The following is a 14,772-nucleotide window of genomic DNA, read 5'->3' as shown; positions in this document are numbered from 1 at the left end:
CGCCCCGTTACCGGGTCAGCCGGAGATAGAGCGACAAAAGCTTGTCCGGCAGCGTGCTCAGCTCGTCGATCTGGATGAACCCGTTGCGCCCGAAAATCGCGGCCTCCTGCTCCTTGTTTCGCGGCCCGAGCCCCACGCAGAAGACATCGATCCCCAGCGCGCTCAGGCTGCGAACGGCGCGCTGCGCGTCGCGGACAAGATAGTCCGGGTCGGGCGAGTCGATATCCGAGGGCTCGCCGTCGGTGATCAACAGCAGCAGGCGACGATGCCGCGGCACCTGCGCGAGGTCCTTCCCGGCATGGCGCAGGGCGGCCCCGAGCCGCGTCGAATAGCCCGGCTTCAGGCCCGACAGCGCCGAACCCGTCTCTTCATCCAACGCGTCGGAGAACCGCTTCACCGCAACGACGCGCACGTCTTCGCGCCCGGCCGAGCAGAAAGCGTTGATCGCGAAAGGGTCGCCGATTTCGTTCATCGCATGGGCGAGAACCGCCGTCGCATCGCGCTCCATGTCCAGAATGCGATGCTGCGTTCCGGGGACGAGATCGGCGGTCGATTGCGAGATATCAAGGAGCAGGCTGACCGCGAGATCGCGCGTCGGCGGGGCCTGCCGCTCGTAGAGGCGATGATCGGGAAACTCGCCCGCCCGCAGGGCCGTCGCCGCCTCGATACAGGCGTCGAGATCGAGCACTTCTCCCTCCGCCTGCCGTTTCTCCCGGCGCGCGCGCCCGATCTGCGCCGAGCGCACAAGACCGGTGATGCGCGACAGAAGCGGCCCCTGCGCGTCCTGCAACTCCTGCCAGAAGCGGCGATTGCCCGGCGTCGCGGGGTATTCCTTGACCACCGTCCAATTCGCGCGTTCCCGACCGATCTCGTAGTCGTATTCGGGATAGGAGGCGACCGCCCGCCCCTCCTCGGCGTCCTCGGTCACGGGGGCGACCTTCTCGACCCTGTCGCTTTCGGTCTGCTCCTGCTGTTGCGATTGCTTGACCGCACCCGGGGTCGGCTCGGAGCGACGCAGCTGCACGGTATCGACCTGAACTTCGAGGGTCTGCGCCTCTTCCGGGGGCGGTTCGTCGAGGGCCCACAGACCGAGATTGTCGTCGCGATAGGCGGGCTGAACCACGTAATCCTTCGCGTTGAACTGCACGCGAAGCTGCCCGAGATCGTTGCCCAGCAGATTGCCGATCTCGCGGCTGATCGCCGGATCGGCCCAGCGCTCGCGCGCCTCCATGAACATCCGGCGGCCTTTCTGAACCCACCCGTCGGGATCGTCGAAATCGGGATCGATCAGCGCCCGCGCCAGCCGTGCGAACAGGCTGGGCGCGGTCGGTAGCCCGCCGGGTTGGGCGACGTGAAAGCCTTGCCAGAGCCTGCGCAACCCGGGCATTTCCTGCGCCGCCAGTTCCTCGACCCGCGCATCCTCGATCAGAGACACGACCGCCATCTGAAGCGGCTTGAGCTGCCCGATTTCGAAACGGGTTTTGGTGAAGTTGATATGCGCCCCGATATGGGCGAGCGCGGCGCGGAACAGGGGCTCCGTCTCGCCGCGATAGCCGGGCAAGCTGGGCGGCACGAGAATGACATTGCCCGCGAAGGACACCCGCCGCGCGGCTTTCTCTCCCATGCCCGTGGGCGCGACGCGCAGCGGCGGGGTCGCGCCGGAAATCGCCGTGAGATAGGCCCGCAACCGGCGCTCGTGATCGTAGAAGCTTTGCTCTCCGCTTTCGTGTTCAAGCGCGCGCTGCGCCTCGGCGGTCTGCAAGGAGAAATAGGCGCTTCGCTTGTCGGCATCGCGCCCCGCCAGACGCAATCCGGTCGCCACCCAGTCCTCGAGCGCCTGTTCGGAGAGCCGCCCAACAAGCCGTTCCAAATTATCGAGAAAGGGATACACGGACTCCGGCGCTTGCGTGGTGATCCGCGTCATCAGCGCGAGCCACGCCGTGAACTCCTCCGGCTCGTATCTCTGCGCGACCGTGTCCGCCGCAGTGCAGACGCGCTCCGCCGCGCGGGGCGAGACCCGGATCGCGACATGGGACACGAGCTTTGCCAAGGCGATCGTCGGCCCCGCCCCGAGTTTCGGCGCAAGAGCCAGCGAACTGCGCTCATAGGCGCGGGGGACCGTCCGCCCGTATCCCGCGCCCCGAAGCCGTTCGCGCGCCCGCAGCCAGTCGGCTATCTCGGGCGCCGAGAAGGCGCTGCGGATCGCGCCCGGCAGGTCAGGGGTGGCTTCGACATTCATGCTGTCAGGCACAGGCATCGACGACCGCATCGAGCGCACCGCGCATATCCGGGTCATCCGTGATGGGAACGATGATCGCATGTTTGCAGGCGTCGGTCAGCGTCATGCCCGTCTTTATGAGGCGACCGGCATGGATGAGCATCCGCGTGGACGCCCCTTCCTCGAGCCCCTGCCCGCGCAGATGCCGCGACTTCTCGGCGATCTTCACAAGCTTGTCGGCGATGTCGGCGGCGATATCCGCCTCGGACGCCACGATGGAAGCCTCGACCGAGGCCATCGGATAGGTGAAATCGACCGCGCTGAAGCGTTGCTTCGTGGATTCCTTGAGGTCTTTGAGAACGCTCTGGTAGCCGGGATTGTAGGAGATCACGAGCTGGAAATCGGGATGCGCATGGACGAGTTCGCCCTTCTTCTCGAGCGGCAGAATCCGGCGATCATCGGTCAGCGAATGGATCACCACCGTCGTGTCCTGACGCGCCTCGACCACCTCGTCGAGATAGCAGATCGCGCCGTGACGCACCGCCATCGTGAGCGGCCCATCCTGCCAATGGGTGCCTTCGGGGCCGAGCAGGAAGCGCCCGACAAGATCCGAGGCGGTCATGTCCTCGTGGCAGGACACCGTGATGAGCGGCTTGCCCAGACGCCATGCCATATGCTCGACGAAGCGGGTCTTGCCGCAACCGGTCGGCCCCTTGAGCATCACCGGCAAGCGCGCCGCATAGGCGGATTCGTAGAAGGCCACCTCGTCGCCGCTCGGGTGGTAGGTCGGCTCTTCCTCAAGCCGGTACTGATCGATCGTCATAGAAGATCCTCGCGTTTGATTGGCCGGCGGATGTCTCCGCCGGCCCTGCTCGCCTGCCTCACCGGTGAGTGGGGTCGGACTTTTCGTTGGGGATACCGTCGATCGGGCATTCCTCGGTACCGACGGTCGAGCGGGTCATCGCCTCGACCATCTCGCGCGTGCCTTCCGGATCTTCCGCCCATTTGGTGTAGAAGTCGTAGGGGCACTCGGCGAGGCCGTTGGTGTCGTCACCCGAGTTGATCATGCCGGTATAGCCACGGTGCACGAGCTTGAAGAGGTGGTTCTGGCTCTGCATGTTCTTGCGCGCATCGCGGATCGCGGAGACCGAGAGCTGACCGTACTGGATGCCGTATTCCTCTTCGCCGCATTCGCCCAGCGTGCGGCCGTCGAAGCCGACGATGGCCGAGTGGCCGAAATAGGAATAGACGCCGTCGAAGCCTGCCGCATTCGCGACCGCGACATAGGAGTTGTTCGCCCAGGCCATCGCCTTGGCCATGATCACCTGCTGGTCCTTGGCCGGATACATGTAGCCCTGGCAGCGGATGATCAGCTCGGCACCCTTCATCGCGCAGTCGCGCCAGATTTCGGGGTAGTTGCCGTCATCACAGATGATGAGGCTCATCTTCATGCCCTTCGGGCCTTCCGAGACATAGGTACAGTTGCCCGGATACCAGCCCTCGATCGGAACCCAGGGCATGATCTTGCGGTATTTCTGAACGATTTCGCCCTCGTTGTTCATCAAGATGAGCGTGTTGTAGGGCGCTTTCTTCGGGTGCTCTTCGTGGCGCTCGCCGGTCAGCGAGAACACGCCCCAGACATTGGCTTCGCGGCAGGCGGCGGCGAAGATTTCAGTCTCTTCGCCCGGCACCGACGAGGCGGTCTCGTACATCTCGGTCTCGTCATACATGATGCCGTGTGTCGAGTATTCGGGGAAGATCACCAGATCCATGCCCGGCAGACCCTTCTTCATGCCTTTCACCATGTCGGCGATCTTGTGGCAGTTCTCGAGAACCTCGGCCTTCGTGTGAAGACGCGGCATCTTGTAGTTGACGACGGCGACGCCCACGGTATCGGCGCTGCTCGAAATATCTCCATGATACATGTTGTTACCTCTGCTGTTGGTGGAGTTGTCGAATGCCTTTCCGGTTGATCCGGGAAGGCGGGTTTATGGGGTCAGATCGCCATGTGTTTGGTGACCGTTTCCTCGGTGAGATCCGCGATCGCGCCATCGGCCACGACGCGACCGTTCTCGAGCATCGTGAAGTTCTGCGCGGCACGTCGCGCGAATTTCACGTTCTGCTCGACAAGGAGGATCGTCAGTCCGAGTTCGGCATTGAGGCGGATGATGATGTCCTCGATCTGCTCGACGATATTGGGCTGGATGCCCTCGGTCGGCTCGTCCATCAGGAGGACCTTGGGGCCGCTTGCGAGCGCGCGGGCGATGGCAAGCTGCTGTTGCTGACCGCCCGAAAGCACGCCGCCGGGCCGGTCGAGATTTTCCATCAGATAGGGGAAGATCTTCGGGACGATTTCGGGAATGGCGCGCGGGCCCTGTGCCGCGAAACCGCCCATCAGGATGTTCTCGCGGATCGTGAAATCGGGGATGATCATCCGGCCCTGCGGCACATAGGCGATCCCCGCCCGCGCGCGCCGGTAGGTCGCATCAGCCGAGATGTTCTGCCCGTCGAGCACGACGTCGCCGCTCTGGCGGTCGGTCAGCCCGAGGATGGAGCGCAGAAGCGTGGTCTTGCCCACGCCGTTGCGGCCCAGAACGGCGAGGATCGTGCCGCTCGGCGCGCTCATCGAGACGTCGTGTAACGCCTGGCTGCGGCCGTAGAAGCTGTTGAGATTGCTCAGAGAAAGCATCAGTGAATCCCTCCCGAACCGAGATAGGCTTCGCGCACCTTTGGATCGGTCTCGATCTTTTCCATCGGGCCCTCCGCGAGCAGCTTGCCCATTTGCATGACCGTGATCCGCTCGGCGATCTTGCGCACGAAAGCCATGTCGTGCTCGACCACGAGGATCGTGTGGCTGCCCTTCATTTCGTTGATGATTTCGGCGGTGCGGAAGGTCTCCGCATGGGTCATGCCCGCAGTGGGTTCATCGAGAAGGATGACCTTCGCCTGTTGCGTGATCAGCATCCCCAGTTCCAGCCATTGCATCTGGCCGTGGGACAACTCACCCGCGACCGTATCGAGCACCGGCTCGAGCCGCGTCATCGCGATCACGTCCTCGACCCGCGCCCGGTCCTCCGCCACCATGTGCAGGCGAAGGTTGCGGAATACGCCGGGTTCTCCCGAGGCCGCGACTTCGAGGTTCTGCCGCACGGTCAGATCGCGGAAGACGCTCGGGATCTGGAATTTCCGCCCGATCCCGTGCCGCGCGATGATGTGCTCGGGGCGGTTGGTGATGTTCTCGCCAAAGAGATGGACGCTGCCTTGGGTGGAAGCGGTCTTGCCGCTGACGAGATCCATCAGCGTGGTCTTCCCGGCGCCGTTGGGGCCGAGGATGACCCGCAACTCGCCCTTCTGAACCACGGTGGTGAACCCGTCCACGGCTTTGAACCCGCCGAAATCCACCGTCAGCCCGTCGATCGTGAGTGCTTCATTCATGTCCGTCCCTCCTATTCCGCGGCTTTCGGGGCCGGCTCTGCGGGCGTGCCCTTCCGGCGGCGTTCGAACCGCCCCAGAAGATCGCGCGCGATGCCCGCAAGCCCGTTCGGCAGGTAGAGAACGACGAGGACGAAGATCCCGCCGATGATCAGCTTCCAGGCTTCCTTGAAGATTTCGGTCTCGCTGACGGTGGCCTCGACCGTGTTGATCAGGATCGCCCCGATACAGGCGCCGAGCAGCGAGTTGCGCCCGCCGACCGCGGCCCAGACGACCATCGAGATCGAGAAGCCGATATCCATGAAACTCGGCGAGGCGAATTCGGCGGCGACCACATAGAGGAGCCCCGCGAAGCCCGCGATCCCGGCAGAGATCGTGAAGAAGAAGATCTGATAGGCCGCGACGTCGTAGCCGAGATAGCGTGCCCGGGTCGGATCATCGCGCGTCGACTGCAAGATCAGCCCGGCCCGTGTCGAGACCAGCCAGCGGCCCAACAGCAAGACCACCGTGAGCGAGACGGCGACCACGTAATAGGTCTCGACCATATAGGGGTCGAATTCGAACCCGCCGATGGTCAGCCAGCCCAGATCGGTCAGCCCGTTGAACCCGTTGGTGATTGGCTGCGCGTCGATGAGTAGCAGCCGCACCAGAAGCACGAGCGCCAGCGTGATGATCGCGACATAGACGCCCGAGACGCGCAGCCGGAAGATCGACGAGGACAGCACGAAGGCGACGATCAGCGGGATCACGATCGACATCGCCATGCCGAACCATTGCGACTGGAACGGAATCCAGAGGAACGAGCCCTTGTTGATGCAGCACAGATCGGTGACGGCCCCGGGCTCTGCGTTCCAGAGCATGAAGTCCGGCACCGGCTTGTCGGAGCCCTGCTGGAGGCTCGTGGCGCTCATCAGCTTGAGCGACATCGCCGTCATATAGGCGCCGAGGCCGAAGAAGAGCCCCTGCCCCAGATTGAGGATCCCGGCATAGCCCCAGGACAGCGCGATCGCGATGCCGAGCATGCCGAAGACGAGATATTTGGCGATGCGGTTGAGCCAGAACACATCGTCGATCACCAGGGGCGCGCCGAGAACCATCACGATGAAGACGGCATAGACGGCCCAGTCGGCATGACTCTGAAGACGGCTCGTGGAGCTGGGAAGTGTGGAGGACGTTTCGCTGGACATCGCTTACCTCGACTTGAAGGAGAACAGGCCGCGCGGGCGCCACAGGATCAGGGCGATGACCACCGCGAAGACGACGGCGCGGGCGATGATGTCGTTGGACGCCAAGGCGACGATGCCGTTGATCTGTCCGAGAATGCCCGCAGCGAGGATCGTTCCGAGAAGGCTGCCGACCCCTCCGACCACGACGACGAGGAAGCCATCGACCACGACGGACGCGCCCATCTCGGGCATGACCGTCTTGAAGCCTGCGAGCAGCACACCGGCGATCCCGGCAAGGCCCGAGCCATAGGCGAAGGTCAGCGCCGAGACGCGGCGCACGTCGATACCGCAGGCCGCCGCAATCTGGGGATTGCGCATGATCGCGCGCACCTGAACGCCCATCGGGGTGCGATACATCAGCCACCAGGTCAGACCCGCGAGCATCAGCGTCACGACGATGATGAAGGTGCGATAGGGCTGGATCGTCATGCCCGCCACGTCGATCGGCTGGGTGAGGAAGGCCGGAACCGTCATGTTCTGCAGGCCCGGGCCGAGACCGTCGATATGGATACCGAAGAAGCTCAGGCCGAATTCGAGGCGGATCAGCTGTTGCAGCAGGATCGCCACGCCCCATGTCGCGAGCAGCGTGTCGATGATCCGTCCGTAGAGCCTTCGGATCACCAATCGCTCGATCACGAGCCCCACGAGCCCGGAGGTCACGAAGGCCAGAGGCAGCGCGAAGAACAGGTTGAGCCCGAGATGGAGCCCGGCGAGCACCGCCGTATAGGCCCCGATCATGACGAGCTCGCCATGCGCCATGTTGATGACGCCCATCGCGCCGTAGGTGATCGACAGGCCAAGCGCGATCAGCAGCAGGATCGAAGACAGGGACAGGCCGATGAAGATGATGTCAGACATAGGGAATTCCGCCTCGCTCGGATGGGCACCGGACATCAGCCCGGTGCCCGGTTTGCGTCACAGCTTGGTGGTGTCGAGACCGGCGCCGGTGCAGAACAGGTTCTCTGCCGTCTCGCCGTAAGCGACGTAGGGCAGCGGCTTGGTCGGTGCGTCATAGGCGTTGACGATCGTGCCCTGACCATCGGCGCCCCACTGCGCGATGCGCGGCGTGAGGTAGGTGTGCAGGTTTTCCGGATCGACGGTGACGGTGCCGTTCGGGGCCTCGAAGACCTGACCCTTGATGCCTTCGCGCACCGCATCTGCCGAGATGTCGCCAGCCTTCTCGACCGCCTGCTTCCAAAGATAGACCTGGAAGTAGCTGCTCTCGAGCGCGTGGTGCGTCACAGCCTTGGGATCGTTGACATATTTGCGGTAGCGCTCGATGAAATCGCGGTTGCGATCGGTGTCGATGGCCTGGAAATACGGGAAGGAGGTGTAGCTGCCTTCGGCGAATTCCGGACCCATCGCGGCGATCTCGATTTCCGAGGTGACGGTCGCGCAGATCGGCAGTTTGTCGTGGGTCAGGCCCTGGTTCTTGAACTCGCGGTAGAAGGCCACGACCGAGTCGCCCACGACATTCGACAGAACCACGTCGCAGCCGCTTTCCTTGATCTTGGAGACCATCGCGCCCCATTCGGAATGGCCGAGCTCGAGATATTCGTCCGCGACCCACTCGCCGCCATTCTGCTCGATGAGGATCTTCGACACTTTCGCCATCTCGCGCGGGTAGATGTAGTTCGAGCCGACGATGAAGAACTTCTTCTTGCCGAGCGTGTTGGTGATCCACGGGATGAAGTTCGACAGCTGCTGGTTCGGCACCGCGCCCGTGTAGACCACGTTCTTGGAGCACTCGAAGCCTTCGTAATAGGTCGGGTAGAAGTAGAGGCTGTTGCGCTTTTCGAAGACCGGCAGAACGGCCTTGCGGCTCGCCGATGTGTAAGAGCCGAACACGGTCTGCAGGCGATCGCGGATCACCAGCTTCGAGGCCTTCTCGTTATAGGTCTTCGGGTCGGATGCGCCGTCTTCGAGGATCGGCTTGATCATCATCCCGTTCACGCCGCCTGCGGCGTTGATCTCGTCGATCGCCATCATCGTGGCATCGGCGAGCGATTTCTCGATGATCGAAAGGCCGCCGGTCAGCGAGAACAGGACGCCCACTTCGATTTCACCCGAGGCGCGCGCGGGGCTCCCGATCATCGACGGGCCGAGGGCGGCTGCGGCGCCGAAAGCGGTCGTGTGTTTTAGGAAGTTTCTCCGGTTCGTTTTCATTTCTGTCTCCCGTGTTGAGGTTTTGTTTTGATTTTTCAGGCCGTAAATGCGCAGGGAGGACTCCCGTGCACGAGCGTTTGGTATGTGACCGATTGTGTGAGGTGCCGTGACCGGACCGCGGGGGTCCGGATCATTTTGGCGAAGGGGGCTCCGGGTGTTCGGAGCGATTGGCATCGTTGCCATTCAGCGCCGCCACGAGGGCGGGGTTGCGTGCGCTCTGGTACGCCCGCAGCGATGGCGCGGCCTTTGCACCATCCTGAAAACCAAAAAAGCCCGCGAAGACACTACAGTGTCTTCAGCGGGCTTTCTGTGCCGAACCGATGGACATCATTGGCCATCGATCTGATTCGACTATACATCATCCGGTCTTGATGACAACAATTCGTTTGCGTTGATGATCGCGACCGCCATTTCCTCTACGGAAATCCGCTTACCCATCGCCTGCGCACGAATGGTGCCATAGGCTTCCCTCTCGGAAATCTTGTGCATTTCCATGAGGATAGACTTCGCCTTCGAGATCTTCTTCTGACCGGAAATCTTCTTTTCGAGCTTGCCGATCTTGTCGTGGAAATCCGCCGCCTGCATCCAATTGGAGCGTGCGACGACAAGATTTGTCAGCATACCGAAAGTCCGGACCGGCTTCGAAATCACCGCGAATGCGTTGATGTCGAGCACCAGTTCGATCATCGCCGGGTTCTCGTAATTCACGATGCCGATCACCGTCGGACCGGGTTTCTCGGACTTCCGCAGCATGCTGCTCAGGGCACTCTGGCTCTCGAAGAAGACGCCTGCGAAAACGACATCCGTCCCGCTCGGCAGCGCCTTGGCGGGGGGCCACATCAGTTCCGCGCGGCAGCCGATGCGTTTGAGCTGATCCATGAGCGCCTTGCCATCTGCGTCCGGCGGGTGGACGACGATGACCGAGAGGTCGCGCAAATCCTTGAGACGCAGCCGGGGCATCAGCTTCCGCCCCCTCCGGCTCCGAATTGCGGAGACGTCATCTGCAAGTCTTCATCATATTCAACGAGATAAGGGTCGGGCCGCACCGGTGCCTGCGCTTCGCGCACGATCTCGAAAGCCCCGCTTTCGCCGACGACGGCAACCCGGGGCCAGAGGCTCGTGTGATGGGTGTCCCCTTCGACCTGCACGGGGCCCTGCGGCGCCTCGAAGCTGAAATTCGGCAAGGTGCGCAAGACGCTATCGCGATCGGTCGCCCCGGACCGGCGCACGGCTTCCGCGAAGAGATAGACTTGGAAATAGGCGGCTTCCGTCCCTGCCGAAATCGGCTGATCCGGCCCGAACCGGCGCGCATAGGCCGTGACGAAGCGACGGTTCGCCTCGGTATCGAGCACGCTGAAATAGGGCGCGGCCGTCACGTTGCCGATCGACGCATCCTTGCCGACCGCCAGCAGCTCGGGCTCGCCCGAGGTCAGGCTGGCGATGGGCTGCTTGCTGCGATCGAAGCCCGCGCGGTCATAGGCTTGGTAGAAGCGGACCGACCCTTCGCCCACGACCGTGGAGAATACGACCGCAGGCCCCGCAGCCTTGATGCGCGAGATCGCCCGCTCGATATATTCCTCGTTATGGCGCAGGGGGATGTAGATTTCATCGACGACCTTCGCCCCGCGATGCATCAGCAAATCCCGCATGATCCGATTGGATTCATAGGGGAAAACGTAGTTCGACCCGACGAAGACAAACCGGTCGCCATAGGTCTGCGTGAGATAATCCGCCAGCCAACGCGAGTTCTGGTTCGGGGCAGCGCCCGAATAGACGCAGCTGCTCGAAAACTCGAACCCTTCGTAGAGCGTGGGGTAGAACAGCAGCGCGCGGCGTTGCTCGACCACGGGCAAGACGGCCTTGCGCGCGGAGGACATGTAGCAGCCGAAGATGGTCTTTGCGCCAACATCGATGAGGCGCTCCGCCTCGCTCTTGAAGCGCAACGGATCGGAAGCCGGGTCGCTGTCTTCGATCAGAAGTTCACGACCATCGATACCGCCTGCATTGTTGATTTCTTCGATAGCCAGCAGCGCAGCCTGACGCTGCGTGCGCTCGATCACCGACGTTACACCGGTTTGGGAAAAAAGGAGGCCAACTGCGACCGGCTCGTTGTCAAAAGCCATTAATACGGTTCCATATCTTTCAACGAGAACTCCCGCGAATGCGGAGTCCGGGGGAACGGTCACATACGAATCGAATAGCAAATGACTGACGTCGCGGCAAGATCGACGCATTGCAAAACGCATCTGAAATCATGCGATGAAATTTTTTCCGCATTATTTTCAGCGCCTTACATCGTTACATCAAAACATTTGCATATTGAAACGAATCACGCCATCGTGTTGACGTAGCGTTCAACGAAGAGCGCCGCATCTGGCAATGAAAGCCCCTTACGAACCATGTGAATGGATTCGTGAGGGGCTTTTGCGTTTTCGGCCCGGCGATTTGCCGCCCCAAATGGAGAGACCACAGAGCCCTAACCCGATTGGCGCACGCGCCCAATTACTCTGAGATCAGTATAACCGGTCACAAACGACGGCAGGATCAAGCTGCCGAACTGATCGACCCCTTATCCACTCCGCCCCGGCGAGACTTTCGTCAGCGTTTGCCCACGGCAAGCGCCCGGCCTTCGCATGCCTGCAAAAACAAGAACATCAGAAACAGTCCAACAACGAGGAACATCATGACCACGACGGAAAAGCATCTCGAGCCAGAGGCGCTCGAACATATCGAAGAAGAGATCGATCACGCGCTCGGCGATGAATACGAACATGAACCGGTCCCGGCAAAAGCCCGGCGGAGCATGTTCTCCGTCACGATGGTCTGGATGGGTTTCCCGATGATCATCACCGGCGCGATGACCGGCTCGATCCTCGTGCTCGGCATGGGGTTCAGCTCCGCGCTGACGGCGATGATCATCGGCAACCTGATCATGCTGGTCTATGTCGGTCTGCTCGGGCAGCTCGGTGCGACGAAAGGGATGAACTTCGCCCTGCTCGCCAGCATCGTCTTCGGCCGCAAGGGCTATGTCTTCGCCTCCGGCCTGCTCTCGACGCTTCTACTTGGTTGGTACGCGGTGCAAACCGGCATCACCGGCGCGCTCGTCAGCTCCACCTATGACCTGAACTACGTCGTCATGACGCTCATCGCCGGTGCGCTTTATATCGGCGTCACCTTCGTGGGCGTTAAAGGCCTGCACCTGATCGGCATGATCTCGGTGCCGCTTTTCGTCATTCTGGGCCTCTTCGTCGTCGGCGACGCGGCTTCGACGACCAGCTGGGACGCGATCATGTCCTACCCGGGCAATAATGGCGTCGCGACGATGTCGATGGGCGTCGGCCTGACCGTGGTCATCGCGCTCTTCATCGACGCCGGCACCGTGAGCGCCGACTTCAACCGTTGGGCCAAGGACACGAAAAGCTCCTGGGTCGCGACCTTCAGCGCCTTCCCCTTCGCCAACCTCGCCGCGATGCTGGTCGGCGGCATCATGACCGCAGCCCTGGCCGTTCCGGATGCCAACCCCTTCGGCACCGACAACATGTTCGGCTATATGAACAACATGCAGATGACCTGGCTGAGCGTCCTCGCCTTCCTGTTCCTCTACGTGAACCTCGGCTCGGTCTGTGCCCACTGCCTCTATAACGCCGCCACCGGCTGGTCGCGCATCCTGCGCAGCCACATGCGTCTTTTCGCAGTGATCCTCGGGGCCATCGGCATCGTCATCGCGGCCACCAATGTCTGGGCTTTCTTCATCGAGTGGCTGTCCCTGCTGGGCATCCTCGTGCCGCCGATCGGTGCGATCATCCTCGTGGACCAGTTCCTCGTGCGCAAGAACTCCGAGATCGACCGCGACTGGCGCTGGACGGCCTTCATCGCCTGGGCCTGTGGCTCCGCGGTGGCCTTCGTCGTCGAGTGGTATCTGCCCCATCTGTCGACCGCCATCTCGGCCGGACTTGTCGGCGGCGTTGCTTACTATCTGATCTCCACGTTGAGCGGGAAAACCGCGACCGCCTGATCCGTAACGATCTTCCGGAGCGTCGCCTGAGATAGGGCGTCGCTCCACTTTGACATGAGGAAAAACCATGACCCTTGATTATGAAATCTTCGAGCTTGGCACCTTCGAGTTCCAATGCGGCCTCGCCGTGCCCAACGCCCGTCTCGCCTACAAGACCTTCGGCAAGCTGAACGCGGCCAAGGACAACGTGATCGTCTACCCGACGTGGTATTCCGGGCAGCATTACGACAACGAATGGCTGATCGGGCCCGGCATGGCGCTCGACCCCGAGAAATACTTCATCATCATTCCGAACATGTTCGGCAACGGGCTCTCCACCTCGCCCTCGAACACGCCGGAGCCCTATAACGCGGACCGTTTCCCGAACGTGACCGCCTACGACAACGTCAAGGCGCAGCATCGTCTGGTGACCGAGAAGTTCGGCATCGAGAACATCCGCATGGTGACCGGCTGGTCGATGGGCGCGCTGCAGACATTCCACTGGGGGGCGATGTATCCCGAGATGATGGATCTGATCGCCCCGTTCTGCGGGTCGGCGAAATGCTCCCGCCACAACTATGTCTTCCTCGAAGGGGTGAAGGCGGCGCTGCGGGCCGACGCCGCGTGGGAAAACGGGCGCTACACCTCTAAGCCCGAAAAAGGCCTGCGCGCGGTTGGCCGCGTCTATGCAGGCTGGGGCTTCTCACAGAGCTTCTATCGGGAAGAGCTCGACCTGAAGACCCTCGGCTACGCCTCGCTCGAGGATTTCCTGATCGGCTTCTGGGAAGGGTTCTTCCTGCCGAAAGACGCCAACAACCTGCTGACCATGGCCTGGACCTGGCAGAATGGCGATATCAGCGCGAACGAGCTGTATAACGGCGATTACAAAGCGGCGCTCGGCGCGATCAAGGCGAAAGCCTATGTCATGCCCGGCCAGACCGACCTCTATTTCCCGCCGGAAGACAGCGAGATCGAAGTCGCCAACATGCCCAACGCCGAGTTCGTCCCGGTTCCGTCGATCTGGGGCCATTTCGCTGGCGGCCCCGGGACGAACCCCGACGACGTCAAATTCATCGACGACAAGCTGAAAGAGCTTCTGGCCTCGTGAACCGAGCCGAAGCTTTGCGGATATCGGAAAGGGCGGCTCATGGCCGCCTTTTTCATTGGCGCGCCTGATGACGATGCACGAATACATAACGCGCCCTTTTGGGCGTGATCAGACTGTAATTTCTGGGTATTTGTTTGGTTGCGGGAGGGCGCATTGGCCTTGACCGAACGATCTCTGAGTTCAGCTAAGGCGGCAAGAGCGCCGACGACAAATTTACCAAAGAGCTGAATTGGACTGAGTTCCGTGGCGCGCTACAGCCCTCGCGACCTGTCCATCGTCAGATTATTTGGGAGATCTCGGCCCTTGCGTTCCTGCTGGCTCGTCGCGATGGCGATCGCCGAACAGACGGTGTGGAAATGACGCAAGCGTGATAGCGCGCATGATCGCAGACAGACAGCACGCGATTTGTAAACGACGCGGACGCGGGCCCTTAAGGCTGTCGCCCAAGCGTTGGATAATGCGCTGCCGGTGTCTCTCGATGACCTGCTAACCGTGGTTCATGGGCCCCTGAACGCAATGGGTCTCGCTCATGTCTAGATCGTTGCCAGCGCCGGCATGGCGACGGCAACCTGCGCGAGGTGAAAATGCCCTATTAATATGTACAGTAGCCTATATTTTCTAATGCCTC

The 14,772-nt window shown here is 61.9% G+C and carries 12 protein-coding genes; 2 read left to right on the top strand and 10 right to left on the bottom strand.

What is annotated here, in order from left to right; genetic code table 11:
• Positions 1-7 precede the first annotated feature (7 nt).
• The 10 genes from AKL02_RS01650 to AKL02_RS01605 all read right to left on the bottom strand — a co-directional run bounded on the left by AKL02_RS01650 (position 8) and on the right by AKL02_RS01605 (position 11,165).
• Positions 8-2,257, bottom strand: coding sequence for a nitric oxide reductase activation protein NorD (locus AKL02_RS01650; protein WP_083079126.1), 2,250 nt, complete (start codon positions 2,255-2,257; stop codon positions 8-10).
• On the bottom strand, positions 2,244-3,041 hold the full coding sequence (locus AKL02_RS01645) for a CbbQ/NirQ/NorQ/GpvN family protein (RefSeq protein ID WP_078522099.1): 798 nt from the start codon (positions 3,039-3,041) through the stop codon (positions 2,244-2,246). The genes AKL02_RS01650 and AKL02_RS01645 overlap by 14 nt, the downstream gene beginning before the upstream one ends.
• Positions 3,042-3,099: 58 nt before the next feature.
• Positions 3,100-4,143, bottom strand: coding sequence for an aliphatic amidase (locus AKL02_RS01640; RefSeq protein ID WP_078522100.1), 1,044 nt, complete (start codon positions 4,141-4,143; stop codon positions 3,100-3,102).
• 71 nt (positions 4,144-4,214) lie between these two features.
• The gene (gene urtE / locus AKL02_RS01635) at positions 4,215-4,907 is read right to left on the bottom strand and encodes an urea ABC transporter ATP-binding subunit UrtE (RefSeq protein ID WP_083079098.1); all 693 of its coding nucleotides are present in this window, start codon (positions 4,905-4,907) and stop codon (positions 4,215-4,217) included.
• Complete coding sequence (gene urtD, locus AKL02_RS01630) at positions 4,907-5,653, bottom strand: urea ABC transporter ATP-binding protein UrtD (RefSeq protein WP_083079099.1); 747 nt, start codon at positions 5,651-5,653, stop codon at positions 4,907-4,909. The genes urtE and urtD overlap by 1 nt, the downstream gene beginning before the upstream one ends.
• Before the next feature lie 11 nt (positions 5,654-5,664).
• Positions 5,665-6,837, bottom strand: coding sequence for an urea ABC transporter permease subunit UrtC (gene urtC / locus AKL02_RS01625; protein WP_083079100.1), 1,173 nt, complete (start codon positions 6,835-6,837; stop codon positions 5,665-5,667).
• Between the two features lie 3 nt (positions 6,838-6,840).
• Positions 6,841-7,734, bottom strand: coding sequence for an urea ABC transporter permease subunit UrtB (gene urtB, locus AKL02_RS01620; protein WP_078522104.1), 894 nt, complete (start codon positions 7,732-7,734; stop codon positions 6,841-6,843).
• Between the two features lie 57 nt (positions 7,735-7,791).
• A complete protein-coding gene (locus AKL02_RS01615) occupies positions 7,792-9,042 on the bottom strand; it encodes a transporter substrate-binding protein (RefSeq protein ID WP_078522105.1) in 1,251 nt (416 codons plus the stop codon).
• A 351-nt stretch (positions 9,043-9,393) separates the two neighbouring features.
• Positions 9,394-10,002, bottom strand: coding sequence for an ANTAR domain-containing response regulator (locus AKL02_RS01610; RefSeq protein ID WP_078522106.1), 609 nt, complete (start codon positions 10,000-10,002; stop codon positions 9,394-9,396).
• The gene (locus AKL02_RS01605; RefSeq protein WP_078522107.1) at positions 10,002-11,165 is read right to left on the bottom strand and encodes a transporter substrate-binding domain-containing protein; all 1,164 of its coding nucleotides are present in this window, start codon (positions 11,163-11,165) and stop codon (positions 10,002-10,004) included. Before AKL02_RS01605 ends, AKL02_RS01610 begins: the two co-directional genes overlap by 1 nt.
• Positions 11,166-11,725: 560 nt before the next feature.
• On the opposite strand from AKL02_RS01605, the gene AKL02_RS01600 reads away from it, so the two are divergent.
• Positions 11,726-13,057 carry a purine-cytosine permease family protein gene (locus tag AKL02_RS01600; RefSeq protein ID WP_078602194.1) on the top strand — a complete coding sequence of 444 codons (1,332 nt, stop codon included), beginning with the start codon at positions 11,726-11,728 and terminating at the stop codon, positions 13,055-13,057.
• 67 nt (positions 13,058-13,124) lie between these two features.
• Entirely contained in the window at positions 13,125-14,144 is a 1,020-nt protein-coding gene (locus AKL02_RS01595) for an alpha/beta fold hydrolase (RefSeq protein WP_078540372.1), read from the top strand.
• Positions 14,145-14,772 lie beyond the last annotated feature (628 nt).

The sequence above is a fragment of the Thioclava electrotropha genome (assembly GCF_002085925.2).
Lineage (GTDB): Bacteria > Pseudomonadota > Alphaproteobacteria > Rhodobacterales > Rhodobacteraceae > Thioclava > Thioclava electrotropha.
Note: the sequence above shows the minus strand (reverse complement) of the source record. Positions and strands in the feature narration are given on the sequence as shown.